Raw genomic sequence first — 24603 nt, forward strand, 5'->3', positions numbered from 1 at the left:
CGCTCTCCCACGCCGCGGGGCAGATGGTCCGGAGGCGGAAGGGGATCATGAACGCGCGCGTCGAGGCCGGCGGCCGAACCCGGACATTCGTCGTGGTCGGCGAGGCCGACGAACCGGCGGGACGGCCCCTCGTCCTGGTCTTCCACGGGTCAAAGCAGACCGGCGAGAGCCACCGACGCTTCACGGGTCGCGCGCTGGACTCTCTCGCGGCGGAGGGCCGCGCGGTGGTCGCCTACCTCGACGGGTACCGGAGCAACTGGAACGACGCCCGCGTCCAGAGTTCCTTCCCCGCGCGGAAGGAGAACGTCGACGACATCGCCTTCGCCCGCGAGGTCGTGGCATCCGTTGCCGAGAGCCACGGAATCGACACCGGTTCCGTCGTCGCGGTGGGCTTCTCCAACGGCGGGCAGATGGTCATCCGACTTCTCCACGAGGCCGCAGAGCTGCTCGCCGGCGCCGTGATCGTGGCGGCGACCATGCCCGAACGCGAGAACTTCGGCGCGGAGTTCTCCGCCCGGACCGACCATCCCGTCCCGGTGACGATCGTGGCGGGTACGGCCGACCCGATCATTCCCTTCGAGGGTGGACGGATGCCGTGGTGGGCGCGCACGGTCTTCTCCATCGGCGGCCGGACGCTCTCCGCGGTCGCGACGGCGGACTACTTCGCCCAGCGGAACGGGATCACGGTCGAACCGCACCGGAGCGAGCCCGCGGCGTCCGCGAAGGTCCCGGTGGAGACCCTCGCCCACCGAGAAGCGGGACGACCACCCGTCACCCTGTACGTCGCGCGCGGCGGCGGCCACACCGTGCCGGGTCCGGCGGCGGGACCACGCGTCGGACGCACGGCGGAGCATCCCGGCATCCGGGACATCGTGTCGGAGGTGCTCGGCGAGCTGCGCGGGTCACACCGGTGACAGCTGCGGCAGCGCCCACAGCAGCCACCCGGCGCTGAAGATCACCGACAGCACCGCGAGGGCGAGCGCCCAGATCGCCACGCGACGGCTGTCTTGCGCGCGCCGCAGCGAGATGATCGACATGACGATCGCGATCACGCCGAGCGGCAGCAGGACACCCGCGAACAGCGACGCGATCAGGGCGGCGATCGCGACGGCCAGGGCCCAGGGCGCGACCGACGGAGGTGCGGTGGGTGCGGGCGGGCTCCACGGCACGATGTGCTCGCCGAACGCTGCGCGCTCCAGCTGCGCGGTGGGGAGACGATGGTCGTCGAGCGCGTCGCCCGCGGCGATCTGCTCCGCGGCCGTCGGGGCAGCCCCCGCCTCGGTCGCCTTGAGCGCGCGTCGGCTCGGCGGCGGCACCTCGCTCATGAGCCCACCCGGGCGGGCAGCGGCCCGGGGGCCGCGGCATCCGGATCTTCGGCGACCTGGATCTCGGTCACCGGGAGCGTGGAATCCGCACCGAAGGCGAGGGTGGACGGGCGGCGCCCCGAGGCGATGAGCTCGGCGGCGAGCGCCGCGATCATGGCACCGTTGTCGGTGCACAGCCGGAGCGGCGGGATGCGAACGGCGACGCCCGCGGCGGCGGCACGTTCGAGGGCGACGTCGCGCAGACGCTTGTTGGCGATCACGCCGCCGCCGAGGAGCAGGCGGGGCACCCCGTACCGCTCGCACGCGTCGAGGGCCTTGGTCACCAGCACATCGACGACCGCTTCGCGGAAGGATGCCGCGACGTCAGCCACCGGCACGGGCTGCCCCGCGGCCTCGTGCTGCTCGACCCAGCGGGCGACGGCGGTCTTGAGACCGGAGAACGAGAAGTCGTAGCGGTGGGATGCCATGTCGGACGCTCGCGACAGCCCCCGGGGGAAGCGGATCGCGGTCGGATCGCCGGAGGCGGCGGCGCGGTCGATCTCGGGGCCGCCGGGGTACGGCAGCTTCAGCAGGCGGGCGACCTTGTCGAACGCCTCGCCGGCGGCGTCGTCCATCGTCTCGCCGAGGAGCTCGACGTCGCTGGTGAGATCGCGGACGAGCAGCAGCGATGTGTGGCCGCCGCTGACGAGGAGCGCGACGGTGGGGTACTCCAGTTCCCCCGCCTCGGCATCGAGGATGTCGGCGGCGATGTGGCCGACCAGGTGGTTCACGGCGTACAGCGGCTTGTCGAGCGCGACCGCGAGACCCTTGGCCGCACCGACGCCGACCATCAGCGCCCCGGCGAGCCCGGGTCCGCTGGTCACGGCGACGGCGTCGATCTCGTCGAGCGTCACCCCCGCTTCGGCGAGCGCCGCGTCGATCGACGGCTGCAGCGCCTCGAGGTGCGCGCGCGCGGCCACCTCGGGCACGACGCCGCCGTAGCGGGCGTGCTCGTCCATGCTCGAGGCGATCGTGTTGCTCAGCAACTGCCGGCCGCGGACGATGCCGATGCCGGTCTCGTCGCAGCTGGTCTCGATGCCGAGCACGAGGGGCGCGTCCATCAGCACCATCCCTTTCCTGCTGTCGCCGCGTCGTCGGGCGTGCGCCGCGCGGACCACGCCCGAAGGTCAAGCTGCATGACGATCGCGTCGACGTCGTCCGGCTGGTAGTACCGCGGGCGGCGACCCACCTCGGCGAAACCCTCCGACGCGTAGAGCGCCTGAGCGACGGGGTTGTCGGCGCGCACCTCGAGGAAGACGTCGTGCACGCCGCGCCGCGCGGCCTCGTCGAGCAGTTCCGTCAGCAGCGCCCGGCCGCGCCCCCGACCGCGAGCGGTCTCGGCGATCGTGATCGTCTGGATGTCGGCATCCTTCGCCCCGCGGACGGCGCGCAGCCCCGCGTAGCCGACGAGGCGACCGGCCTCTTCGACGACCACGTACCAGCCGTGCGGCGACGCGAGCTCTTCGCGCATCATCGCCGGGCTCCACGCGTCGGTGGGGAACGACGCGTGCTCGAGCGCCATGATCGCGTCGAGGTCGTCGAGCGTCGCGGTGCGGGCGGGCATCAGCTCACCCGCTTCGGGGCGTGGGCGGCGACGACGTCGGGGCTGCGGAGGTACAGCGGCTCGAAGCCGGCGAGCGCGCGACCGGCGTCGAGCGCGCGGGCGGCGGCGAGCGCGATCATCGCGGCCGAGACGCCCGTCGCGTCGTAGCGCACGGCTCCGAGCTCGGCGAGGCGGGCGTCGAGCTCGTCGCGGGGGCTCAGCGTGGCATCCAGGATCCGGATCGGGAGCCCGTCGTCGTCGATGCCGTCGTAGACGCTGTACGCGAACTCCCTGCGACGGGCGTCGGTGACGACGGCGAAACGCGGGGTCTCGGTGCCGGTGAGGGCGTCTCGGAGCAGGATGCCGAGGGCGATGCCGTCGTGGCTCGGCACGGGGACGAGCGGGATGCGGCGCCCCAGCGCGAACGCGCGCGCCGTGGCGATGCCGACACGCAGGCCCGTGAAGGGCCCGGGACCCATGCCGATCGCCACGTGCGTCGGCTCGGGCGCAGCCTGGAGGGCGCGGCTCAGCAGATCGCCGATGACCTCGGCGTGCCCGAGGGCGTTCTCGCTCTGCTCGTCGGCGAGGACCTCGCCGTCGCGCGCGATCGCCGCCACCGCGGTGCCGAGGGAGCTGTCGATGCCGATGATCACCGTTCCAGGGTATCCGGGGCGCCCGACACCGGTGCCGCCGGCGCTGGGCCGGGGCACTTCGTCCCACTTGTGGCGGTGCATGTCCCACTTCTTGCTGCCTGAGGGCACCTCGAACCGCCACATGTGGGACATGGGCCACCTGCCCACCGCGCCCGACTCCGGCCCAACCCGCCGCACCGCTCCTCGGCGGCTACGGACCGGAGGAACCGCCGGAGTTCTGCAGGCATCCGGCGAGGCGCTCGGCTCCGAACAAATGACATGGAACGACAGCTGCGCCGACTGGTGGTGCCGACGGCTGCGGGGCCGATCGTCGCGCACGCCGGCCGACGCTCCGCCGGCACCGTCGCGACGGTTCTGCTGCACGGCGCCGCGGGGACATGGAAGACATGGATGCCGCTCCTCAGCGCCGCCGACCGGCTCGGCATCCTGCTCGATGACGTCATCGCCATCGACCTGCCGGGGTGGGGCGAATCGCCGGGCCCGGCTCCCTCGCCCACGGACGCTGCGGAGGCGGTCGTCGCGGTCGCCCGCGGCCTCGGATACCCCCGGTGGCGTGTCGTCGGCCACTCGCTCGGCGCCGTGATCGCCCTGGACGTCGCGGCACGATTCCCGGCGCAGACCGTCGCCGTCGGGCTCGTCTCCCCCACCGGCGCCGCGGTGCGCGGCGTCATGCGCCGCCCCCTCACCGGATGGCTGACGCTCCCCGCGTTCGGCGGCATGGTCGTGGCGATGGGGATCCTTCGGGGTCTCGGTCCGCTCGCCCGTCCGCTGCTGCACGGTCTGCGCCGCGTCGGAGCGCTGCGCGTGTTGGCGCGCCCATTGTTCCGGCATCCGGATCGCGTCGACCCGGCGGTCTCGGACGCGCTGGCCGAAGAGATCCGTCCGGCCTCCTTCCTCTCTGCCGCGCGTGCCGCCCGGACCCACGACGACGCGGCCTGGAAGCGGATCACCGCGCCCGTGCGGGCCGTTCGCGGTCGGCACGACGTCTTCGCCAGGCCCCACGACGCGCGCGACGCGCGCCGGCGCATCCCCGGCTACCGCGAGACCGTGCTCGACGACAGCGGCCACTTCGCCCACGTCGAGCAGGCGTACGAGACGCTGCGCGCCCTGCGCGACGTCTGGACCGCCGAGCCCGACCGCCGCTCGAGCGCGTCGCGCGACCGCCAGCCGACGTGACCCGTCACGGCCTCCGCGAGATCGTCACCGTCCGCGGCGCGTCGGCATCCAGGTCGAGGGTGTGCGGGGCGATCTCGCCGCACGCGTTGTCGACGCCGCGGCCGCCCGTCTGCCGCGAGATCTCGATCTCCCACCACGCGTCGGCGAGGTACTCGGCGACGCCGCGGCCCCACTCCACGATCACGACCGAGTGCTCGACGTCGATGTCGAGGTCGTCGAGCTCGACCGCGGCGCCGAGGCGATAGGCATCCACGTGCACCAGCGGAGCTCCGCCGACGAGCGACGGGTGCGTCCGCGCGATGACGAACGTCGGGCTCTGGACCGGACCCCGGATGCCGAGCCCCTCGCCGATTCCGCGGGTGAGGGTCGTCTTGCCGGCGCCGAGCGGACCGGTCAGCACCACCACGTCCCCGGGTCCGAGCGCGCGGCCGAGCGCGCGCCCGAGCTCCTCCATGTCGGCGGGACCGGCGACCTCGCGCTCGCCCAGCAGCTCGTCGGGAACGCTCACACGCCCACCTCCCGGCGCGGCACGCGCGCACCGATGCGCGTCACGATCTCGTAGTCGATGGTGTCGGCGGCATCCGCCCAGTCCCGCGCCGACGGCACGCCGAGCGTCGGGTCGCCGAACAGCACCGCCTCGTCGCCGACGGCGACGGGGTGGTCGCCGACGTCGAGGACGAACTGATCCATGGCGATGCGACCCGCCACCGTGAAGCGACGGCCGTTGATCGTCACCGGCCCCCGTCCCGACGCCTGCCGCGGCACGCCGTCGGCGTACCCGAGGGGCACGAGGGCCAGCGTGGTGTCGGTCTCGGTGCGGTACGCGTAGCCGTACGAGACCCCGGTCCCGGCGGGCACGCGACGCACCGCCGCGACCGCGCCGCGCAGCGTCATGGCGGGCCGCAGGCCCAGGTCGGCCGAGGAGCGGTCGTGGAACGGCGAGATGCCGTAGATGCCGATGCCGATTCGCACGGCGTTCAACCGCGCCTCGGGGAGGGCGATCGCGGCGTGCGTCGCGGCGATGTGCCGGAGGGGCGGGTTCAGCCCGGCGGACGCGGCGAGCAGAACGCCCTCCTCGAACCTCGCCAGCGCGGCGCGATCGTCGGCCTCGCTCGTGTTGGACAGGTGCGAGAACAGCCCGACGACCCGCAGGCGCCCGATCCGCTCGAGGCGCGCGGCCTCGGAGAACACCACGCGCCAGTCGGCCGGGGCGATGCCGTTGCGGGACAGACCCGTCTCGATCTTCAGGTGCACGGCGGCGGGGCGGTCGCCCTGCGCGGCGTCGCCCGCGCGCAGCAACTGGTCGATGTCGGAGATGCCGAGCTCGACGTTCTCTCGGACGGCCTCGGCGAACGACACCCCCGGCGCGTGCAGCCAGGCGAACAGCGGCGCCCGGATCCCCCGACGCCGCAGCGCGATCGCCTCGTCGATGTCGGAGACGCCGATCCGGGTCGCCCCGCCGCGCAGCGCCGCGAGCGCCGCGCGGTGCGCGCCGTGCCCGTAGCCTTCCGCCTTGACGACGGCGATGACCTCGACGCCGGTCAGGCGGCGCAGGTGCCGCACGTTCTCCGCGATCGCGTCGACGTCGATCAGCGCTTCGCGCAGGACTCCGGATGCCATTCTCATGCGACACCCTCCCAGGTCGGTTCCGCGGGCCCGGCCTCGGATGCGGGGGGTCCGGCCTCGGCGATGACGTACGCCGTGGCGAGCGCCGCGTCGTGCGACATCGACAGGTGCAGCGCCGTGATCCCCCGCGCGGAGACCGTCGCCGCGGTCTCGCCGGTCAGCGTGAAGGTCGGACGGCCCGACGGCTCGGGCGTCACCGCGATGTCGGTCCAGTACACCCCGTCGGATCCGCCCAGGGCTTTGATCAGCGCTTCCTTCGCGGCGTAGCGCGCGGCCAGCGAGCGGGGCTTGAGCAGCCGCTCTGCCGGCGCGAAGAGGCGTTCGAGAAGGCGCGGGGTCCGCGCGAGCTGCTGCTCGAAGCGCGGCACGTCGACCAGGTCGACGCCGATTCCGACGATCATGCGCCCTCCCTCCCTGGCATCCTGTCCATTCTGCCGGTGCCACGGTGAGCCCGCGTCGGCACACGACGAAGAAGGGGCCGGATGCCCCGGCATCCGGCCCCGAAGACGTCCGGTGTTACTCGACCGTCACGGACTTCGCGAGGTTGCGGGGCTGGTCGACGTCGAGGCCCTTGGCCTCGGCGAGCCCCATGGCGAAGATGTGCAACGGCACCACGGCGAGGAGCGGCTCGAACATGGGGGCCGCGAGCGGGATGCGGAGCACCTCGTCGGCGGCGGGCAGCACGGCCACATCGCCCTCTTCGGCGATCGCGATGACGCGGGCACCGCGGGCGCGGATCTCCTCGATGTTGGAGACGACCTTCTTGTGCATCTCGCCCGAACCGCGGGGCGACGGCACGACGACGAACACCGGCTGGCCGGGCTCGATCAGCGCGATGGGGCCGTGCTTGAGCTCGCCCGCGGCGAAGCCCTCGGCGTGGATGTACGCCAGCTCCTTGAGCTTCAGCGCACCCTCGAGGGCGATCGGGTACCCGACGTTCCGGCCGAGGAACAGCACCGACCGCGTGTCGGCCATCCAGTGCGCGAGCTGCTCGATGCGGGTCTGCTCGGTCTCGAGCACGCGCGCGATCTTGCCGGGGACGGCCTCGAGCTCGGTGACCGCCTCGACGGCGACGACGGGATCGATCGCACCGCGGACACGGCCGACGTGCAACGCGAGCAGGTAGAGCGCGGTGATCTGCGCGACGAAGGCCTTCGTCGACGCGACGGCGACCTCGGGCCCGGCGTGCGTGTAGACGATGGCATCCGACTCGCGCGGGATGGTGGCGCCCTGCGTGTTGCAGATCGACAGGGTCTTGGCGCCGCGTGAACGGGCGTACTTCACGGCCATCAGCGTGTCCATGGTCTCGCCGGACTGGCTGATCGAGACGACGAGCGTGCGGGGCGAGAGCACGGGGTCGCGGTAGCGGAACTCGTGCGCGAGCTCCACGTCGACGGGAACGCGGGTCCACGTCTCGAGCGCGTACTTGCCGACCATGCCGGCGTACGCGGCGGTGCCGCACGCGATGACGAGGATGCGGTCGATGTCGGCGAGGAACTCGTCCATGCCGTCGAGCTCGGGGATCTCGACGCGGCCCTCGTGGATGCGACCCCGGATCGTGTTCGCCACGGCCTCGGGCTCTTCCGAGACCTCCTTGGCCATGAACGACGACCATCCGCCCTTCTCGGCGGCGGACGCGTCCCACGTGACCTCGAACGCCTCGACCTCGACCGGGGCGCCGGAGAAGTCGGTGACCTCGACGCCGCCGGGCGTGATCGCGACGATCTCGTCCTGACCGATCGCGAGGGCCTTGCGGGTGTGCTCGACGAACGCGGCGACGTCGGAGCCGAGGAAGTTCTCGCCCTCGCCCAGGCCGATCACCAGCGGGGAGTTGCGGCGGGCGCCGACGACGAGGCCCGGGTGGTCCTCGTGCATCGCGAGCAGCGTGTAGGCACCCTCGAGGCGCGACACCACGGCACGGAACGCCGAGACCAGATCCCCCGTGCGCGCGTACTCGCGGCCGATCATCGCGGCGGCGACCTCGGTGTCGGTCTCGCTGCGGAAGGTCACGCCCTCGCCGACGAGCTCGCTCTTGAGCTCGGCGAAGTTCTCGATGATCCCGTTGTGGATGACGGCGAGCTTGTCGTCGTCCGCGAGGTGCGGGTGCGCGTTGGCATCCGTCGGACCGCCGTGCGTCGCCCAGCGGGTGTGCCCGATGCCCGTCGTGCCGTCGGCCAGCGGCGTGGATGCCAGGTCGTCACGCAGCACGGCGAGCTTGCCGGCGCGCTTGCGCATGCCGAGGCCCCCGTCGCCGTCGATCACGGCGATGCCGGCGGAGTCGTAGCCCCGATACTCCAGCCGCGACAGACCCGCCAGCAGGATGTCCTGGCTCGGCCGAGGACCCACGTATCCGATGATTCCGCACATAGCTTCCGAGTCTACGGGGCGGCGCCTGGGGGAACCCCCGTGGGCCGGGGGCGTTCAGAGCTTGCGCAGCAGCACCGAATCGACGGTGTGGTCCGCCCCCTTCTGCAGCACGAGCTTGGCCCGATGCCGGGTGGGGAGGACGTTCTCCTCGAGGTTGGGGAGGTTGATCTCCCGCCAGAAGCCGAGCGCCCGAGACACCGCCTCCTCGTCGCTGATGTCGGCGAAGACGCGGAAGAACGACGAGGGGTTGGTGAACGCGTTGTCGCGCAGCGCCAGGAAGCGGTCCACGTACCAGCGCTCGATGTGGGCCGCATCGGCATCCACGTAGATGGAGAAGTCGAACAGGTCGCTCACCGCCACGTCGTTCGGCGTGGGCGGGGGCTGCAGAACGTTGAGCCCCTCGACGATCACGACGTCGGGCCGGTGCACCGTGACGTGGGCGTCGGGCATGATGTCGTACTGCACGTGGGAGTAGAACGGCGCGCGCACCTCTTCGGCCCCGGACTTCACTTCGCTGAGGAACTCCACCAGCGCGCGACGGTCGTACGACTCGGGGAAGCCCTTGCGGTCCATGAGGCCGCGCCGCTCGAGTTCGGCGTTGGGATAGAGGAACCCGTCGGTGGTGACCAGTTCGACGCGCGGCGTGTCGGGCCAGCGGCTCATCAGCTCGCGCAGCAGTCGCGCGATCGTGGACTTCCCCACCGCGACGGAACCGGCGACTCCGATGACGAAGGGGGTCGTGGCATCCGATTCGCCCAGGAACGCGCTCGTGTCGGCGCCGAGCCGACGCGTGGCGCGGGCGTACAGGCTCAACAGGCGGCTGAGGGGCAGGTAGACCTCGGCGACCTCGCGAAGGTCGAGCCGGTCGCCGATGCCGCGCAGCTGCACGACCTCGGTCTCGGTCAGCGGCTGCTCGATGCCGCCGGCCATGCGAGCCCAGTCGGCGCGGTCGATCTGACGGTACGGGCTCAGCGACGGTGCGGGAGCGGCGGTCTCTGCGGCGGACACCCGCTCATGCTACCCGCGGCCTCCCACTACGCTCGGAGCGTGCGACTCGGGGTACTCGACATCGGTTCCAACACCGTCCACCTGCTCGTCGCGAACGCGCGCGCGGGGGGTCGGCCCACGGCGACGACGTCGCACCGCTCGGTCCTGCGCCTCATGCGGTACCTCGAGCCCGACGGCTCGATCTCTCCCGAGGGCGTCACCGGACTGGTGGATGCCGTGACCCAGGCCTGCGAGACGGCGCGGGCCGAGGGGGTCGACGAGCTGCTCGCGACGGCGACATCCGCGGTGCGCGAGGCGACCAACGGTGAGACGGTCATCGCGCAGATCGAGGAGGTGCTCGGGCAGCCCCTGCAGGTGCTCGGCGGCGAGACCGAGGCGCGGTACACCTACCTGGCGGTGCGCCGCTGGTTCGGGTGGTCGGCCGGTCAGATCCTGCTGTTCGACATCGGCGGCGGGTCGCTCGAGATCGCCGGTGGCGCCGATGAGCTGCCCGAACTCGCCGAGTCGGTGCCGCTGGGGGCCGGACGCTCGACCGTGCAGTTCCTGCCCCACGACCCGCCGAGCGAGGACGAGATCGACGCCCTCCGCCGACACGCGATGGACGTGCTCGCCCCCGTCGCCGAGCGTTTCGCCGCCCTCCCCCGCCCGGACCACGTCATCGGGTCGTCGAAGGCGATCCGCTCGCTCGCGAAGCTCGCGGGGTACCCGGTGCCGGGATGGTCCGGCATCGACCGGATGGTGCTGCCTCGCCGGGAGCTCAAGGACTGGATCCCGCGCCTGGCGCGGATCCCGGCGGACGCCCGCGAGGCGCTGCCCGGCATCACCGCCGACCGGACGTTCCAGATCGTCGCGGCCGCGATCGTGGTCGAGCGCGCGATGAAGGCGATGGACGTCGACGAGCTCGAGGTCTCACCGTGGGCGCTGCGCGAGGGCGTCCTCCTGCGCTACATCGAGTCGTTGGAGTACTGACCCGCGGGAGCGTGCGTCAGAGAGCGAGACGCTCGCGCACGACCTCGGCGAGGCGGTCGGCGTGGGCCCGGGCGACACCCTCGGACGCCGCCTCCACCATCACGCGCACGAGCGGCTCGGTGCCCGACGCGCGCAGCAGCACACGGCCCGAATCGCCCAGCTCCGCTTCGGCCGCACGAACGGCCTCCTGCACCACGTCGTCCGACACGCGGTCGCGGTCGACGCCGCGGACGTTGACCAGCACCTGCGGGTAGACGGTCATGATCGAGGCGAGCTCGGCCATGGTCTTCTTCTGCCGCGCCATCTCGGCCACGATGTGCAGGCCCGTGAGCAGTCCGTCGCCGGTGGTGGCGAAGTCGCTCATGATGACGTGGCCGGACTGCTCGCCACCGAGCGAGTACCGTCCCTCGTTCATGGCTTCGAGCACGTAGCGGTCGCCGACGCCCGTCTGCAGGACGCGGATGCCATGCTCCGCCATCGCGCGATGGAGGCCCAGGTTGCTCATGACGGTCGCGACGAGCGTGTCGTCGACCAGCGCACCGCGCTCCTTCATGGCCACCGCGAGGATCGCCATGATCTGGTCGCCGTCGACGACGTTGCCGTCGGCATCGACGGCCAGGCACCGGTCCGCGTCGCCGTCGTGCGCGATGCCGACGTCGGCGCCGAGACGCACGACCGCTTCGGCGAGCACGTCGAGGTGGGTCGAGCCGACGCCATCGTTGATGTTGAGACCGTCGGGGTCGGCACCGATGACGGTCACGGTCGCACCGGCGTCGCGGAAGGTCTCGGGCGACACGCCCGCGGCCGCGCCGTGGGCGCAGTCGAGCACCACGTGGATGCCGTCGAGCCGGTGCGGAAGCGAGCCGAGAAGGTGCACGACGTAGCGGTCCTCGGCGTCGGCGAAGCGACGGATGCGACCCACGCCCGCACCCGTGGGCTGCAGCCGCTCCCACTCGAGGGCGCGCTCGATGCGCTCCTCGACGATGTCGGGGAGCTTGGTGCCGCCGCGCGCGAAGATCTTGATCCCGTTGTCGGGAGCGGGGTTGTGCGAGGCGGAGACCATGACGCCGAAGTCGGCATCGCGGTCGGCGATCAGGAACGCCGTCGCCGGGGTGGGGATGACACCCGCGTCGAGGACGTCGACACCCGACGAGGCCAGGCCCGCGGCGACCGCGGCCGAGAGGAACTCTCCCGAGACCCGCGGATCGCGCGCGATGACCGCGGTGAGGCGGCGGCCTTCGGCCTTGCGCGTCTCCGCAGAACGGCCCTGGCCCAGGACGACAGCGGTCGCCTGGGCCAGGTGCAGCGCGAGTTCGGCGGTGAGGAGGCCATTGGCCAGCCCCCGCACCCCGTCCGTGCCGAAAAGAGGCATACGGAGGATCGAACTCAGCGCTTGGAGTACTGAGGCGCCTTGCGGGCCTTCTTGAGACCGGCCTTCTTGCGCTCCTTGACGCGGGCGTCGCGCGAGAGGAAGCCGGCCTTCTTCAGACCAGGGCGGTTGTTCTCGGCGTCGATCTCGTTGAGCGCACGGGCGATGCCGAGGCGCAGAGCGCCGGCCTGACCCGAGGGGCCGCCGCCGGAGATGCGGGCGATGACGTCGTAGGCGCCGGCGAGCTCGAGGACCGTGAACGGGTCGTTGATGAGCTGCTGGTGGAGCTTGTTCGGGAAGTAGTCCTCGATCGTGCGGCCGTTGACCGTGATCGTGCCGGAGCCGGGGACCAGGCGCACGCGGGCGATGGCCTGCTTGCGACGGCCGACGGCTGCGCCGGGGACCGAGAGAACGGGGCGCTCGGCCGCGACGGCGGTCTGCTCGGCCGGCGTCTCGGTGCTGTAGTTGCTGGAGTCGATGTTCGACACTGTTTCGTCCTTTTCCGGCGGCGCTTACTGGGCGACCTGGTCGAAGGTGTACGCGGTGGGCTGCTGAGCGCCGTGGGGGTGCTCGGCGCCGCGGTAGACCTTCAGCTTCTTGAGCTGCGCCGCACCGAGGCTGTTCTTGGGGAGCATGCCGCGGACGGCCTTCTCGACGGCCCGCTCGGGGTTCTTCTCGAGGAGCTCGTTGTAGGTGACCGACTTGAGGCCGCCCGGGTAGCCCGAGTGGCGGTAGGCCTTCTTCTTCTCGAGCTTCTGACCCGTGAGCGCGACCTTGTCGGCGTTGATCACGATGACGAAGTCGCCCGAGTCGATGTGGTTGGCGAAGGTCGCCTTGTGCTTGCCGCGGAGGAGGGCCGCCGCGTGCGAGGCCAGACGGCCGAGGACGACGTCGGTGGCGTCGATAACGACCCACTCGCGCGTGACCTCAGCGGCCTTGGGGGTGAAAGTGCGCGTCACAGTAGTGCTGCTTTCTTGATCGAACGGAGGAGTTCGTGAATCCCGCTCCGGTGGTCCGTTGCCCCATCGACGACGGGGGAACAGGGCCGGTGGAGGGCTCACGTTCGGGCGACCCGCTCGCAGTGAGGCAGGCACCAAAGGGTGAGCTTACGCCATCCGGATGCCAGGACCAAACGGGGCCGCACGTCTCGCGGTCGGTCCGATCCCGCCTCCGGACACGCGACAGCGCCCCCGGCACCGGGGTGGTGCCGGGGGCGTGGTCACTGCCCTCCGCGGGATCGCGGGTGCGGCGACGGGTCAGCGCTCGAGGAAGTCCACCAGCGCACGGTTGAACTCGTCGGCATGGCTGACGTTGAGGCCATGCGGGGCACCGGCCACGACGTGCAGCTCACTGCCGGGGAGCGCGGCGTGGGTGCGCTTCCCGGACCCTTCGAAGGGGACGGTCGCGTCGCTGTCGCCGTGCAGGATGAGCGCGGGGACCGAGACGTTGCGAAGGTCGTCGCGGAAGTCGGTCGTGGCGAACGCCTCCATCGCCTTCAGCGCGGCATGGTGGTCGGCCTGGTTCGCCAGACGCTCGGCCTCGGCCTGCTCGGCGGGGGGCACGACGAGCGTCCCGTCGACCGAGAAGAAGTCGGTCGTGAACTGGTGGTAGAAGGCTTTCTCGTCGTCCTTGAGACCCTTCTCCATCCCGGCAGCGGTGTCCGCGTCGAGCGGACCCTCGGAGTTGTCGTCGGTCTGGGCGAGGTACGGCGGAACCGCGGCAGCGAAGACGACGCTGCGCACCCGGTCGGCGCCGTGGCGGGTCAGGTAGCGCGCGACCTCTCCCCCACCCATCGAGAAGCCCACGAGAGTGACGTCGCGGAGGCCCCGGGCCTCGAGGACGGCGTGCAGATCGTCGGCGAACGTGTCGTAGTCGTAGCCCGTGCGCGGCTTGTCGCTGCGTCCGAAACCTCGGCGGTCGTAGGTGACAACCCGGTAGCCTGCGCCCTCAAGGGCGGGCACCTGGTGGGCCCACGATTCGCCCGAGAGGGGCCAGCCGTGGATCAGGACGACCGGGCGCCCTGGCCCGCCGGTGTCGTCCACGTGGAGGTCGATGTCGGTCAGTAGTCCGTGGTGTGCGGTGATCTCGCTCATGCCGGTCATGTTTGGACGCCGACCTGGGTGCGCGGCCGCCATTGACGCGGGTGGCCGCGGTTGCTATCACGACCATGAACTGGCACATCGCCCGGCGCGATGCAATGACCGACCTCGGTTCGGGTCCGGTCACTAGCCTCGCGCCATGGCATCCCCTCGCGCCCTCATCGCCGCCCTCGCTCCCGCGGGCCTCGCTCTCACCCTGACGGCCTGCGCCCCCGCGGGCGGTACCGGTGCCGCCGTCGACGCCGGGTACGAGAAGGTGATCGCCGCGGTCGTGCTGGCGGAATCGGATGCCGGCGGACGGGCGTTCGAAGTGGAGATCGAGGACGCGACCGCCCAGGTGCAGGTGGCGGCCGGCGACCGCGCCGTCGAGGTGGATGTCGACCTCGCCGGCCCGACGGTGACCGACCGTCGGGACGAGGGCGAGGTGGAGAGCGAGGACCGCGCGGCGTTGGCCTCGGCGTCGACGACGTTGGCCGACGGCATCCGCGTCGCGGTGGCCGCGCACGACGGCGACGGGAGCGTCGCGGAGGTCGCATTGCGTTCCGGAGCCGACGCAGCCTGGTCGGTGGAGTTCGTCGACGGCGGCGCGGTCGCGGTCGCGGTGGCCGACGGCACGGTCGAGCGCTGAGCCGAGGCGGATCAGGCGGGCTCGGCGAGGCCCGGCATGCCCGGGACGGCGAGATCGAAGTGGTGCCCGTTGATGGCGAGGACGTCCCGATCGCCGTCGAAGGGGAAGCTCGACGAGGCCACGGCGCTCGCGTCGCTGCGGGGGGTCATGCGACCCATGGTGCGGGTGCGCCCGGCTTCGTGGCAGGGGTTGACTTCCGCGACTCCCTTCAATTCGAGTTGTGCGCAACTAAATTGTGTGCAACGCTTTTCCCATGCCCGCCGTCGACTCCCTCGTCTGCTTCGCTCTGTACGCGGCCAGCCGCACGACCACGCAGGCCTACCGCGTCCTCCTCGACCCGTGGGATCTCACCTACCCCCAGTACCTCGCGCTGGTGACCCTGTGGAACGACGGCGATCAGACCGTCAGCGGACTCGGCGACGCCCTGCAGCTCGACTCCGGCACGCTCTCGCCGATGCTCGCTCGCATGGAAACGGCGGGGTACGTCACCCGCGAGCGCCGCGCCGACGACGAGCGGGTCGTCACGGTGTCGCTCACCGCACGCGGACGCGAGATGCGCGACGAGCTGGCCCACGTCCCGCGATGCATCGCCGTGGGATCCGGCATCCCCGACGCCGACAGCGCCCACGAGCTGATCCGCGCCCTCCAGCAGTTGACGGTGGCGATGCGCGACCTGCGCGACCACCCGCGGACCGTCCTCGACGTGGTCACCGGGACCACGCGCGCCTGATCACCGGACGCCCCGCGCGTCCGCCCCCTGCCCACGTGTGCCGTCCGGCATCCGTTCGTCCTCGAGAAAGGAACACCCACCCATGGACGTCCTCTACACCGCCGAAGCCCTGTCCACCGGAGAGGGCCGCAACGGTCACGTCGTCGCCGGCGACCAGCTCGACCTCGACGTCGCCGTCCCGAAGGAGATGGGCGGATCCGGCAACGGCACGAACCCCGAGCAGCTCTTCGCCGCCGGTTACGCCGCGTGCTTCCACAGCGCCCTCCACGCCGTCGCCCGCGGCCACAAGGTGAAGCTGCAGGACTCGTCGGTGGGCGGTCGCGTGCAGATCGGCCCCAACGGTCAGGGCGGCTACCAGCTCGCCGTGCTGCTCGAGGTCGTCCTGCCCGGGATCGAGCACGACCAGGCCCAGCAGCTCGCCGACGAGGCGCACCAGGTCTGCCCCTACTCCAACGCCACGCGCGGCAACATCGAGGTGACGGTCACGGTCTCCGACGACTGACCCGGAGCTCGAAAGGGGATGCCGGTCGCCCGGCATCCCCTTTCGCGTTCCGGGGCGGGCGTCCCGGCCCGCCGCGACGTAGGGTGACAGACGTGATCCGCGTGGTAGTCGTCGACGACGAGGCCCTCGTCCGTTCGGGCTTCGAGCTCATCCTCGGCGCCGCCGCCGACATCGAGGTGGTCGCCGCGGTCGACGGTGACGGCGCCGTCGACACCATCCGACGCGAACGTCCCGACGTCGTCCTCCTCGACATCCGGATGCCGGGACGCAGCGGTCTGGACGTGCTGGCCGACCTCCGCGACGACCCGGACCGGCCGGTCATCGGCATCCTGACGACCTTCGACACCGACGAGCACATCGCCCGCGCCCTGCAGGACGGCGCCTCCGGGTTCCTCGTGAAGGACACCCCGCCCGAGCACCTCGCGGCCATGGTGCGCTCGCTCGCCGCCGGCGGCGTCGTGCTCTCCCCGCAGGTCTCGCGGACGTTGGTCGAAGGCTACGTCGGCGCGCCGGACCCCGACGCCGTGGAACGCGTCGCGCTGCTCACCGAGCGCGAGCGCGACGTGCTCGAACACCTGCCCACGGGGGAGTCGAACGCCGAGATCGGCAAGCGCCTGCATCTCAGCGGCGCAACCGTGAAGGACCACGTCAGCGCCATCCTCGCCAAGCTCTCGGTCTCCACGCGGCTCGAAGCCGCCCTCATCGCCGAGCGCGCCCGCCGGGGCGGCGAACGCCGGTGACCACCGGCGCCCGCGATCGTCTGGCGGCCGTCACGCGCAGCCGGTGGTTCGCCGTCGTCACCGACCTCGCGCTGGCCGGCGCGGCGATCGTGGACGTCATCGTCCTGCTGCCCGATTGGACGCCGTTCGAGATCGGGCTGGCCGCCGTCGCCGTCCTCGGGCTGCTGGTCCGACGGCACCTGCCCTGGGTCGCGTTCGCGCTGGTGCTCCCCGGCCTCCTCGTGGATGCCATGACCATCGCCGCACCGATCGCGCTGTACTCCGTCGCCGTGCGCGAGCGACGCCTCCCGCCGCTGCTGGTGGCCGGGGCCGTCACCTTCGTGTGCTTCCTCCTCCCCGACTGGCAGCTGCCGGAGCTGGACTACCTGGCTCCCTCCCTCCTCTACGCCCTCCTCTACGCCGCGACGCCGATCGCCCTGGGCGCTCTGGTGCGCACGCGCAGCGAGCTGAGCGACCGGGTCGCCGAGCTCTCGGCGGCGCGCGCAGCCGAGCGACTCCGCGACGAACAGGACGTCCTGCGCCAGGAACGCGCCCGTCTCTCCCGCGAGATGCACGACGTCGTCTCCCATCAGGTGAGCCTCATCGCCGTGCAGGCGGGTGCTCTCCAGGTGTCGTCGCCCGACCCGGCGGCCCGGGGAGCGGCCGGGGTGATCCGGTCCCTGGCGGTGCGCACGCTCGACGAACTCCGCCAGATGGTCGGCGTGCTGCGCGCCGAAGGCGCACCGACCCGCGGCGACAAACCGCAACCGACCCTCGACGACCTGCCTCGGCTGGTCGCCGACAGCGGCCTTCCCGCGGAACTGGTCACCGATGTCACCACCGATCTCGCGCCACCGCTGCAGCGCGCGGTGTATCGGACGATCCAGGAGGGGCTGACGAACGCCCGCAAGCACGCTCCCGGTGCCGCCGTACGGGTGAGCGTGCGCACGTCGACCGCGACCATCGACGTCGTGATCGAGAACGACGCGCCCACGGAACCCGCGCTGGCCCTGCCCTCGGGCGGAGCCGGGCTCCGAGGGCTGCGGGAACGGGCCGAACTGCTCGGGGGCCGCCTGGCGGCCTCGAGCGAACCGGGCGGGGCCTTCCGACTCGCGGTGTCGCTCCCCCGCCGCACCCCGGAGGGCTGAGCCCGGGTCAGGACAGCCGCAACTCCGCCTCGGACTTGGGGTAGGTCCGTCGGAGCCAGTCGCCGAAACCGGGTTGCGCCAGGCACGTCGATGCCTCCGCGCACCGGACGACCGGGTCGTCGGCGGCATAGGTGCGGTACACCTCGACCTTGGCATCCAGCGCCTCGCCGGTGACGTTGACCGGCTGGTCCTGGGAGGGATACCCGAGGAAGTAGGACATGGCCTCCGCCGGGATGCCGACGACGGGTGCCGACGCGCGCACGAGCGAGCCGACGCACGAGTGGTCGGGGTGGTCGCCGCGGGCGAAGGCGCTCTCGTGCGGGACGTTGGTGCTGACACGCCGCGGCTGCGCCGCCGCCAGGAGCTCGGCGAGCGTCGCGGTCAGCCGGGGCAGATCGTAGGCCGGCGAGCCGTCGATCGGGGAGAGCGCCGCGACCCCGCCGTTGACGAGCTGGGTGAGCCCCGCGTTGCCCGTGGCGGCGAAGCCCTTCCCGTTCAGTCCGCCGTCGGGGAGCCGCAGGACGGTGATGGACAGTCGCGGTTCATCGATCGGCACGAATCGCGTCACGACGGCACCGCTGAGGAGCGTCAGTCGACGTTCGTCCCACTCGGCGGTGGAACCTCGCATGAGGTCGTACGCCGCACGGATGCCGGCCTCGCGCTCCCGGGCGTAGTCGAGGCCCTTTCCGGCATCGCCCGCGGTGACGTACACCGCGCGCACGGTGGCGCCGCGGGAGATCGCGTCGGACAGCTCCGGGTTGGCGAAGATGATGTCGTCGTCCGCGTGCGCCCACATCGTCACGCTCGTATCGACGCCGGCCGGCTCGAGCGCGGGCGACGGCGAGGCCGGAACCGTGGGCGCGGGGATCGCCCGGAGCGGGATCCACGCCCCGACCGGCGGACCGCCCCGCCGGAACTGCCGCGCGAGGAGCGCGCCGCCGCCGAGACCGACCACCGCCAGACCGCCGATGAGGAGGCCGCGTCGACTCACGCGGATGCGGCGGGCGTCGTTCGCCCCGCCGTCTCCGTCGCCTTCCGCCCCGGAAAGGTCGTCGTCCTGCACCGTGGCTCCGTCCCGTGTCCCCCCGGCCGATCGCGACGAAGGCTTCGGGTCGTCGGCGGTCGGCGTGACCCTACGACGCTAGCGTGCCGACATCCCGAATCCGCCGTGCACACACCTCGGCCCCACCGACCGGCGGGGCGACAGACGCCGATCGGCGGGTCCGTTCACCGGAGCGGCGGGACGGTGACGGCATCCACGTCGTTCATCGCACTCCCTCAGCGGACACCTAGAGAGGCTGGGAACACTCGGGGGATGCAGACGTCCTCGCCGCCGCGGTCACTGTCTCCCCTCGCCCGTCGCATCCGTGCGGTGCTCTGGGACTGGGACCCGATCGGCGTGCGCGCGATCGGCGCCGGCTGGCCGGAAGACGAGTACGACGACCTCCTGCTGCCGCTCATGGCGGCCCTGGCCGAGCGGCCGAGCGTCGAGGAGCTCGCGGACGATCTGCGCACCGTCCTCGAAACGGACTACGGGCTCCCCTCCCCCGACGGTTGCACCGAGGCGGCCGGCGCGCTGCTCGCCGTGCGCCGGGAGGACTGACCGGCGACTACCGAGCGGGCGCCGATGACGCAAGCCCGACATGACCGCCGGATCGACGCCCTATCGTGCGGTCATGGTTGATCTGACCCGCCCCCAGACCCCCGATCCGTACCCGCTTCTTCCGGCCGTACCGTCCTTCGACGTCGTCAGCGACGACATCGCCGACGGCCGGCCCCTGAAGGATGACCAGGTCGCCTCTCGCGGCAACACGTCCCCGCACCTGCGCTGGTCGAACGTGCCCGAGGGCACGGCCTCGTTCACGATCACCTGCTTCGATCCGGATGCGCCCACGCCGAGCGGCTTCTGGCACTGGGTTCTCGTCGATCTGCCGGCCGACGTACGCGAGATCCCCGCCGGGTTCGCGACGGGAGACCTGCCGGCGGGAGCCTTCCACGTCCGCAACGACGGCGGGCAGGCCGGCTTCCTCGGTGCCGCGCCGCCCGAAGGGGATCAGCCCCACCGCTACTTCTTCGTGGTCCACGCCGTGGGTGCCGGGAGCCTCGGCGCGGAGGCCGATGCGACCCCCGCCGCCGTGTCCTTCGCCCTGGCGTTCCAGACGCTCGGCCGTGCCATCGTGCACGGCACCTTCCAGCACTGAGGAGGAGCGCGTCAGGACATGCGGAGGTCGGCCTCGCCGAGCGGGTACGACCTCCGCAACCACTCGCCGAACTTGCGGGTCTTCAGGCAGGCGTCTCGATCGACGCAGCGCACCACCGAGTCCTGCTGCGCATAGATGCGGTAGGTCTCGACCTTGGCATCCAGGACCGCACCGTCCAGCGTCCGCGGCAGATCCAGGGACGGATAGCCGACGAAGTACCGGATGCCGGGCGCCGCCGCCGCATCGCGACCGATCGATTCGCGCACCAACGTCCCCACCGCGGAGTGATCGGGATGGTCGCCGGGCGCGTAAGCGCTGCCGCGGGGGACGTGGGTGAGGGTGCGCGCCGGGTGAAGTGCGGCGGCGATCTCGCTGAGGGAGGCCGACAGCTGCGCGCGGTCCACGGCCGGTCCCCCGTCGATCGGGACGAGGGTGGTGACACCGCCGTCGAGGAGCTTGCTCAGCGTGGCGTGGCCCGTGGCGTCGAAACCGCCGTCGGTGATGTTGCCGTCGGGGAGCCGCAGGAACATCACTGACAATCGCGGGTCGTTCTGCGGGGTCAGCCGCTCCATCCGCAGCCCGGAGTCGAGCGTCACGACGGCGGAGTCCCACAGTCCGTCGACGCCGCGCATGTGGTTGTACGCGCGCAGGATGCCGAGCTCGCGCGAGTGGGTGTAGTCCAGGCCTTTCCCGGCGTCGCCCGCCGTGAGGAAGACGGTGCGCACGCACTCGCCCGCCGCGATGGCGTCGGAGATCGTGGGGTTGCCGAAGATGATGTCGTCGTCGGGGTGCGCCCAGATCGTCAGGACCGTGTCACCCGCGCAGGGCTGCGCCGCGGGCGAGGCCGGCACTGTCGGCGCGGCGCTCGCCGTCGGCGCGGGGCTCGCTGTCGCGGACGGCACGCGCGGGGGAAGGGACGCGAGGGTGGGCGTCGGACTCGGGGACGGGGTGGCCACGAGACTCGACCGACTGGTGGCGGCCCCGAGGGGCCAGACCCCGAGCGCGGTGGAGACGACGATCGATCCGCCGACGAGGAGGACGACGGCGAGCACCGCGATGAGGGCACCGGCACCCCATCCGAGGTGCCGGGCATTCGCCCGGTCGGCGCGAGTCATGAGCGATCCCCCCGGCGTCGCGATCGGGCGGCGTGCGACGTCGCCGACCGCCGACGAGTCTAGGGGACCGTCGCGGGATACACCACAGCGACGCCATACGTCGGAGACTTGACAGGAGCCCGCGAACATGCATTCAGCGGACTGAACCACCCACGGTCGTGTCCACCAATCGGCGGACACGCCTCGTCATCGGGAGAAACGTCGGGTGACCACCCCGCACGGTCAGGAAACAATTCGTTCATACAGGGGTGATTCACGGGGTGAGTTGAGGCTGTTATCGTTCCGAAGAGAACCACGATCCGGGTCATCCGGGGGAAGGGGCCCACGCACTGTGACGTCTGACCTCAAGGTCGACGCGACATCGACGTCGCAGGGCACCGACATCGACGCTCCGGCGACGATGTCACCGGCCGTCCGCTCCTTCCTGGACCGCGACCCCCACGGCACCGCCTCGACGCACGACCGCTGGCGCCAGCGGTATCGCCGCAACCTCATCCTCACGGACCTCGCGTCCCTCATCTGGGTGGTCTACGGCACGCAGCTGGCCTGGTTCGGAACCGGCAACGCCGCGGTCGCGGCGAGCCGCGACAACCGCATCACGGATCTCTCGTACTGGATCTTCTCGGCCGTCCTGATCGTGTCGTGGATGTGGGCGCTGTCGTTCGTCGACTCCCGCAGCGACCGAGTTCTCGGCACCGGCTCCCAGGAGTACATCCGCGTCCTCGATTCCAGCTTCCGGCTCTTCGGAACGATCGCGATCATCGCCTTCCTGACCCAGATCGACGTGGCACGCGGGTACCTGCTGATCAGCCTGCCCGTCGGCATCCTGGTCCTCATCTTCACGCGATGGCTGTGGCGGCAATGGCTGGTCGTGCAGCGCTCCCGGGGCAAGTACTCGGCGCACGTCCTCCTCGTGGGATCCCTGCCGTCCGTGACCCAGCTCGCCCGCGAGTTCGCGCGCAACCCGAACGCCGGGTACCGCGTCGTGGGGGCGTGCGTCCCCAGCGGCAAGGTCGCCGACACCATCCCCGGAACCGACATCCCCGTCATGGGTCACGTCGGCGACATCTCCCGCGCCCTGCAGGTCACCGGCGCGGACACCGTCGCCGTGACGAGTGCGGACGAGCTGCCGGCGGACAAGGTGAAGCAGATCTCGTGGAGCCTCGAAGCCGGCCGACAGCACCTCGTGCTGGCTCCGAGCATCATCGACATCGCGGGCCCGCGACTGCACACGCGCCCCGTCGCGGGTCTTCCCCTCATCCACGTCGAGACACCGCGGTTCTCGCGGGGCCAGGTCTTCCTCAAGCGCACCGTCGATTTGATCGCGAGCGTCGCCGGCGTCATCGTCCTGAGCCCCCTCCTGGCGTTCCTCGCGATGGCAGTCCGCCTCTCCAGCGAGGGGCCGGTGTTCTTCCGGCAGAAGCGCGTGGGATTCCGCGGTCGCGAATTCACGATGATCAAGTTCCGCTCGATGGTCGTCAACGCGGAGGACCTCCTCGAGCAGCTCGCCCGACAGGAACGGGATGCCGGCAACGAGGTGCTCTTCAAGATGAAGAACGACCCGCGGGTCACTCCGATCGGCCGGATCATGCGCAAGTTCAGCCTCGACGAACTGCCGCAGCTGTTCAACGTGATCGGCGGCTCGATGTCGCTCGTCGGCCCGCGCCCCCCGCTGCCGTCGGAGGTGGCCCTCTACGCTGATCACGTGCACCGTCGGTTCCTGGCCAAGCCCGGCATCACGGGCCTGTGGCAGGTGAGCGGGCGCTCCTCCCTCTCGTGGGAGGAGTCGGTGCGCCTCGATCTGTCGTACGTCGAGAACTGGACGCTCGTCGGCGACTTCGTCATCCTCGGCAAGACCGCCCGCGCCGCCCTGGCGCCGGGCGAGACGGCCGCGTGAACTCCCCGCGCTCCCGCGTGGGCCGACGGCGCGACACTCGCGCGCCGTCTCTCTACAAAGCTGGAGGAGACCTGTGCGTCTTTCTGTGATTGGTTGCGGATACCTGGGAGCCGTTCACGCGGCGGCGATGGCCTCGATCGGACACGAGGTCGTCGGAATCGATGTCGACGAGCGGAAGGTGGCCTCCCTCTCGAAGGGCGAAGCACCCTTCTTCGAGCCCGGACTCCAGGAGATCCTCACCGAGGGCATCGCCTCCGGCCGGCTCTCGTTCACGACCGACATGTCTGCGGCGCAGGGCGCGAAGGTCCACTTCATCGGCGTCGGCACGCCCCAGCAGCCGGGCGGGTACGCCGCGGACCTCACCTACGTCCACGCGGCGGTTGACGGCCTGCTCCCCTATCTCTCCGAGGGCGACATCGTCGCGGGCAAGTCGACCGTGCCGGTCGGGACGGCGGAGTCGCTCGCGCCGCGCGTCTCCGAGCGCGGGGCCACCCTCGTCTGGAACCCCGAGTTCCTCCGCGAAGGTTGGGCCGTGCAGGACACCGTCGACCCCGATCGTCTCGTGGCCGGCGTGCCGAGCCTCGACGGCGCCCCGAGCGAAGAGGGCGCCCGGACGGCGGACGTCCTGCGCGAGGTGTACCACCCCTCCATCGCCAAGGGCACCCCGTTCATCGTCACGGACTACGCGACGGCCGAGCTCGTGAAGGTGTCGGCGAACGCGTTCCTCGCGACCAAGATCAGCTTCATCAACGCCATGGCGGAGATCGCCGAGGTCACCGGCGCCGATGTGACGACCCTCGCCGACGCGATCGGTCACGACGCGCGCATCGGCCGACGCTTCCTCGGGGCCGGCATCGGGTTCGGCGGCGGCTGCCTGCCCAAGGACATCCGCGCCTTCTCGGCGCGTGCCGAAGAGCTGGGCCGCGGCGAGTCGGTGGCGTTCCTGCGCGAGATCGACGCGATCAACCTGCGGCGACGGGACCGCGCCGTCGACCTCACCGTCCAGGCGCTGGGCGGTTCGGTCTTCGAGAAGAAGGTGACCGTGCTCGGAGCGGCCTTCAAGCCGCACAGCGACGACATCCGCGACTCCCCCGCGCTCGACGTGGCGGTGCGCCTGCACGGCCTCGGCGCGGACGTGACGCTCACCGACCCGGCCGCGATCGAGAACGCCCGTCGCATCCACCCGCAGCTGACCTACGTCGAGGACCGCGACGAGGCCCTCCGTGGCGCCGACGCCGTCATCGTCGTCACCGAGTGGGACGAGTACCGCCGCGAACTCGACCCGGCCCAGGCCGCCGAGCTGGCCGCCGGCCTCGTGGTGGTCGACGGGCGCAACTGCCTGGATGCCGCCGCCTGGCGCGCCGCGGGCTGGACCTACTACGGCATGGGTCGCCCCTGACCTCGGACGAGTGGAACGTCGGGCCCGCGGCATCCTGTCGCGGGCCCGACGTCGTCCGACCCGTCGGACATCGGACGCGCAGAGCGCGGC

Annotated in this window: 28 protein-coding genes; 12 read left to right on the plus strand and 16 right to left on the minus strand. The window is 71.7% G+C overall.

Going from position 1 to position 24603, the window contains the following annotated elements; genetic code table 11:
- Window positions 1-47 precede the first annotated feature (47 nt).
- Entirely contained in the window at window positions 48-914 is an 867-nt protein-coding gene (locus BW982_RS06600) for a CE1 family esterase (RefSeq protein ID WP_076491202.1), read from the plus strand.
- On the opposite strand, the gene BW982_RS06605 is transcribed toward BW982_RS06600, so the two are convergent.
- From BW982_RS06605 to tsaB, 4 genes are read right to left on the minus strand one after another with little or no spacing between them, the layout of a single operon-like run.
- Window positions 903-1325: a hypothetical protein gene (locus tag BW982_RS06605; RefSeq protein ID WP_076491203.1), complete on the minus strand. Its 423-nt coding sequence runs from the start codon at window positions 1323-1325 to the stop codon at window positions 903-905. The two genes, BW982_RS06600 and BW982_RS06605, sit on opposite strands and share 12 nt — an antisense overlap.
- The gene (tsaD, locus tag BW982_RS06610; RefSeq protein ID WP_076491949.1) at window positions 1322-2425 is read right to left on the minus strand and encodes a tRNA (adenosine(37)-N6)-threonylcarbamoyltransferase complex transferase subunit TsaD; all 1104 of its coding nucleotides are present in this window, start codon (window positions 2423-2425) and stop codon (window positions 1322-1324) included. The genes BW982_RS06605 and tsaD overlap by 4 nt, the downstream gene beginning before the upstream one ends.
- Complete coding sequence (gene rimI / locus BW982_RS06615; protein ID WP_076491204.1) at window positions 2425-2928, minus strand: ribosomal protein S18-alanine N-acetyltransferase; 504 nt, start codon at window positions 2926-2928, stop codon at window positions 2425-2427. The genes tsaD and rimI overlap by 1 nt, the downstream gene beginning before the upstream one ends.
- Window positions 2928-3560, minus strand: a complete 633-nt coding sequence (gene tsaB, locus BW982_RS06620; RefSeq protein WP_076491951.1) for a tRNA (adenosine(37)-N6)-threonylcarbamoyltransferase complex dimerization subunit type 1 TsaB — start codon at window positions 3558-3560, stop codon at window positions 2928-2930. Before tsaB ends, rimI begins: the two co-directional genes overlap by 1 nt.
- A 258-nt stretch (window positions 3561-3818) precedes the next feature.
- Here tsaB and BW982_RS06625 point away from each other — a divergent pair, with 258 nt between their 5' ends.
- On the plus strand, window positions 3819-4736 hold the full coding sequence (locus BW982_RS06625; protein WP_076491205.1) for an alpha/beta fold hydrolase: 918 nt from the start codon (window positions 3819-3821) through the stop codon (window positions 4734-4736).
- Between the two features lie 4 nt (window positions 4737-4740).
- On the opposite strand, the gene tsaE is transcribed toward BW982_RS06625, so the two are convergent.
- The 5 genes from tsaE to coaA form a co-directional block, all read right to left on the minus strand.
- Window positions 4741-5244: a tRNA (adenosine(37)-N6)-threonylcarbamoyltransferase complex ATPase subunit type 1 TsaE gene (gene tsaE / locus BW982_RS06630; RefSeq protein WP_076491206.1), complete on the minus strand. Its 504-nt coding sequence runs from the start codon at window positions 5242-5244 to the stop codon at window positions 4741-4743.
- Window positions 5241-6362: an alanine racemase gene (alr, locus tag BW982_RS06635; protein ID WP_076491207.1), complete on the minus strand. Its 1122-nt coding sequence runs from the start codon at window positions 6360-6362 to the stop codon at window positions 5241-5243. The genes tsaE and alr overlap by 4 nt, the downstream gene beginning before the upstream one ends.
- Window positions 6359-6763, minus strand: coding sequence for a holo-ACP synthase (locus tag BW982_RS06640; RefSeq protein ID WP_076491208.1), 405 nt, complete (start codon window positions 6761-6763; stop codon window positions 6359-6361). The genes alr and BW982_RS06640 overlap by 4 nt, the downstream gene beginning before the upstream one ends.
- A gap of 115 nt (window positions 6764-6878) precedes the next feature.
- Window positions 6879-8729, minus strand: a complete 1851-nt coding sequence (gene glmS / locus BW982_RS06645; protein ID WP_076491209.1) for a glutamine--fructose-6-phosphate transaminase (isomerizing) — start codon at window positions 8727-8729, stop codon at window positions 6879-6881.
- Window positions 8730-8783: 54 nt separating this feature from the next.
- Window positions 8784-9737 (minus strand): type I pantothenate kinase, encoded by a 954-nt coding sequence (gene coaA, locus BW982_RS06650; RefSeq protein WP_076491210.1) that lies wholly within the window; start codon window positions 9735-9737, stop codon window positions 8784-8786.
- Between the two features lie 39 nt (window positions 9738-9776).
- On the opposite strand from coaA, the gene BW982_RS06655 reads away from it, so the two are divergent.
- Entirely contained in the window at window positions 9777-10706 is a 930-nt protein-coding gene (locus BW982_RS06655) for a Ppx/GppA phosphatase family protein (RefSeq protein WP_076491211.1), read from the plus strand.
- A gap of 16 nt (window positions 10707-10722) precedes the next feature.
- On the opposite strand, the gene glmM is transcribed toward BW982_RS06655, so the two are convergent.
- The 4 genes from glmM to BW982_RS06675 form a co-directional block, all read right to left on the minus strand.
- Window positions 10723-12078 (minus strand): phosphoglucosamine mutase, encoded by a 1356-nt coding sequence (gene glmM / locus BW982_RS06660; RefSeq protein ID WP_076491212.1) that lies wholly within the window; start codon window positions 12076-12078, stop codon window positions 10723-10725.
- Between the two features lie 14 nt (window positions 12079-12092).
- Window positions 12093-12563 (minus strand): 30S ribosomal protein S9, encoded by a 471-nt coding sequence (gene rpsI / locus BW982_RS06665; RefSeq protein ID WP_076491213.1) that lies wholly within the window; start codon window positions 12561-12563, stop codon window positions 12093-12095.
- A 24-nt stretch (window positions 12564-12587) separates the two neighbouring features.
- Entirely contained in the window at window positions 12588-13034 is a 447-nt protein-coding gene (gene rplM / locus BW982_RS06670) for a 50S ribosomal protein L13 (protein WP_076491214.1), read from the minus strand.
- Window positions 13035-13331: 297 nt separating this feature from the next.
- Window positions 13332-14168, minus strand: a complete 837-nt coding sequence (locus BW982_RS06675; RefSeq protein ID WP_076491953.1) for an alpha/beta fold hydrolase — start codon at window positions 14166-14168, stop codon at window positions 13332-13334.
- A 145-nt stretch (window positions 14169-14313) separates the two neighbouring features.
- Here BW982_RS06675 and BW982_RS06680 point away from each other — a divergent pair, with 145 nt between their 5' ends.
- The gene (locus BW982_RS06680) at window positions 14314-14802 is read left to right on the plus strand and encodes a hypothetical protein (RefSeq protein ID WP_076491215.1); all 489 of its coding nucleotides are present in this window, start codon (window positions 14314-14316) and stop codon (window positions 14800-14802) included.
- Between the two features lie 11 nt (window positions 14803-14813).
- Here the strand turns inward: BW982_RS06680 and BW982_RS18155 are convergent, their stop codons facing one another.
- A complete protein-coding gene (locus BW982_RS18155) occupies window positions 14814-14951 on the minus strand; it encodes a hypothetical protein (protein WP_175611044.1) in 138 nt (45 codons plus the stop codon).
- A gap of 104 nt (window positions 14952-15055) precedes the next feature.
- Here BW982_RS18155 and BW982_RS06685 point away from each other — a divergent pair, with 104 nt between their 5' ends.
- The 4 genes from BW982_RS06685 to BW982_RS06700 all read left to right on the plus strand — a co-directional run bounded on the left by BW982_RS06685 (window position 15056) and on the right by BW982_RS06700 (window position 17901).
- Window positions 15056-15532, plus strand: coding sequence for a MarR family winged helix-turn-helix transcriptional regulator (locus tag BW982_RS06685; protein ID WP_076491216.1), 477 nt, complete (start codon window positions 15056-15058; stop codon window positions 15530-15532).
- 82 nt (window positions 15533-15614) lie between these two features.
- Window positions 15615-16034, plus strand: a complete 420-nt coding sequence (locus tag BW982_RS06690) for an organic hydroperoxide resistance protein (protein ID WP_076491217.1) — start codon at window positions 15615-15617, stop codon at window positions 16032-16034.
- Window positions 16035-16126: 92 nt separating this feature from the next.
- On the plus strand, window positions 16127-16774 hold the full coding sequence (locus BW982_RS06695; protein WP_076491218.1) for a response regulator: 648 nt from the start codon (window positions 16127-16129) through the stop codon (window positions 16772-16774).
- A complete protein-coding gene (locus BW982_RS06700; protein ID WP_217693664.1) occupies window positions 16771-17901 on the plus strand; it encodes a sensor histidine kinase in 1131 nt (376 codons plus the stop codon). Before BW982_RS06695 ends, BW982_RS06700 begins: the two co-directional genes overlap by 4 nt.
- Before the next feature lie 7 nt (window positions 17902-17908).
- Here BW982_RS06700 and BW982_RS06705 read toward each other — a convergent pair whose 3' ends face one another.
- Window positions 17909-18964, minus strand: a complete 1056-nt coding sequence (locus BW982_RS06705) for a PIG-L family deacetylase (protein ID WP_076491219.1) — start codon at window positions 18962-18964, stop codon at window positions 17909-17911.
- A gap of 252 nt (window positions 18965-19216) precedes the next feature.
- On the opposite strand from BW982_RS06705, the gene BW982_RS06710 reads away from it, so the two are divergent.
- Both BW982_RS06710 and BW982_RS06715 read left to right on the plus strand, forming a co-directional pair.
- The gene (locus BW982_RS06710; RefSeq protein WP_076491220.1) at window positions 19217-19504 is read left to right on the plus strand and encodes a hypothetical protein; all 288 of its coding nucleotides are present in this window, start codon (window positions 19217-19219) and stop codon (window positions 19502-19504) included.
- Between the two features lie 73 nt (window positions 19505-19577).
- The gene (locus BW982_RS06715; RefSeq protein ID WP_076491956.1) at window positions 19578-20102 is read left to right on the plus strand and encodes a YbhB/YbcL family Raf kinase inhibitor-like protein; all 525 of its coding nucleotides are present in this window, start codon (window positions 19578-19580) and stop codon (window positions 20100-20102) included.
- 11 nt (window positions 20103-20113) lie between these two features.
- On the opposite strand, the gene BW982_RS06720 is transcribed toward BW982_RS06715, so the two are convergent.
- A complete protein-coding gene (locus BW982_RS06720; RefSeq protein ID WP_076491221.1) occupies window positions 20114-21217 on the minus strand; it encodes a PIG-L family deacetylase in 1104 nt (367 codons plus the stop codon).
- A gap of 331 nt (window positions 21218-21548) precedes the next feature.
- On the opposite strand from BW982_RS06720, the gene BW982_RS06725 reads away from it, so the two are divergent.
- On the plus strand, window positions 21549-23114 hold the full coding sequence (locus BW982_RS06725) for a sugar transferase (protein ID WP_254845534.1): 1566 nt from the start codon (window positions 21549-21551) through the stop codon (window positions 23112-23114).
- A 73-nt stretch (window positions 23115-23187) separates the two neighbouring features.
- The gene (locus tag BW982_RS06730) at window positions 23188-24513 is read left to right on the plus strand and encodes a UDP-glucose dehydrogenase family protein (protein ID WP_076491222.1); all 1326 of its coding nucleotides are present in this window, start codon (window positions 23188-23190) and stop codon (window positions 24511-24513) included.
- Window positions 24514-24603 lie beyond the last annotated feature (90 nt).

Origin of the sequence: Microbacterium sp. RURRCA19A (genome assembly GCF_900156455.1) — a bacterium.
GTDB lineage: Bacteria > Actinomycetota > Actinomycetes > Actinomycetales > Microbacteriaceae > Microbacterium.

What these genes read in the sequence shown, in the direction of transcription:
- BW982_RS06625 (WP_076491205.1), top strand. Translation starts at nt 3,819, where the DNA reads ATGGAACGACAGCTGCGCCGACTGGTGGTGCCGACGGCTGCGGGGCCG.
- BW982_RS06720 (WP_076491221.1), bottom strand. Translation starts at nt 21,217, where the DNA reads ATGACTCGCGCCGACCGGGCGAATGCCCGGCACCTCGGATGGGGTGCC.
- glmM (WP_076491212.1), bottom strand. Translation starts at nt 12,078, where the DNA reads ATGCCTCTTTTCGGCACGGACGGGGTGCGGGGGCTGGCCAATGGCCTC.
- BW982_RS06685 (WP_076491216.1), top strand. Translation starts at nt 15,056, where the DNA reads ATGCCCGCCGTCGACTCCCTCGTCTGCTTCGCTCTGTACGCGGCCAGC.
- BW982_RS06605 (WP_076491203.1), bottom strand. Translation starts at nt 1,325, where the DNA reads ATGAGCGAGGTGCCGCCGCCGAGCCGACGCGCGCTCAAGGCGACCGAG.
- BW982_RS06675 (WP_076491953.1), bottom strand. Translation starts at nt 14,168, where the DNA reads ATGAGCGAGATCACCGCACACCACGGACTACTGACCGACATCGACCTC.
- BW982_RS06710 (WP_076491220.1), top strand. Translation starts at nt 19,217, where the DNA reads ATGCAGACGTCCTCGCCGCCGCGGTCACTGTCTCCCCTCGCCCGTCGC.
- BW982_RS18155 (WP_175611044.1), bottom strand. Translation starts at nt 14,951, where the DNA reads ATGACCCCCCGCAGCGACGCGAGCGCCGTGGCCTCGTCGAGCTTCCCC.
- rimI (WP_076491204.1), bottom strand. Translation starts at nt 2,928, where the DNA reads ATGCCCGCCCGCACCGCGACGCTCGACGACCTCGACGCGATCATGGCG.
- BW982_RS06680 (WP_076491215.1), top strand. Translation starts at nt 14,314, where the DNA reads ATGGCATCCCCTCGCGCCCTCATCGCCGCCCTCGCTCCCGCGGGCCTC.
- BW982_RS06715 (WP_076491956.1), top strand. Translation starts at nt 19,578, where the DNA reads ATGGTTGATCTGACCCGCCCCCAGACCCCCGATCCGTACCCGCTTCTT.
- BW982_RS06690 (WP_076491217.1), top strand. Translation starts at nt 15,615, where the DNA reads ATGGACGTCCTCTACACCGCCGAAGCCCTGTCCACCGGAGAGGGCCGC.
- alr (WP_076491207.1), bottom strand. Translation starts at nt 6,362, where the DNA reads ATGAGAATGGCATCCGGAGTCCTGCGCGAAGCGCTGATCGACGTCGAC.
- BW982_RS06640 (WP_076491208.1), bottom strand. Translation starts at nt 6,763, where the DNA reads ATGATCGTCGGAATCGGCGTCGACCTGGTCGACGTGCCGCGCTTCGAG.
- tsaD (WP_076491949.1), bottom strand. Translation starts at nt 2,425, where the DNA reads ATGGACGCGCCCCTCGTGCTCGGCATCGAGACCAGCTGCGACGAGACC.
- BW982_RS06600 (WP_076491202.1), top strand. Translation starts at nt 48, where the DNA reads ATGAACGCGCGCGTCGAGGCCGGCGGCCGAACCCGGACATTCGTCGTG.
- glmS (WP_076491209.1), bottom strand. Translation starts at nt 8,729, where the DNA reads ATGTGCGGAATCATCGGATACGTGGGTCCTCGGCCGAGCCAGGACATC.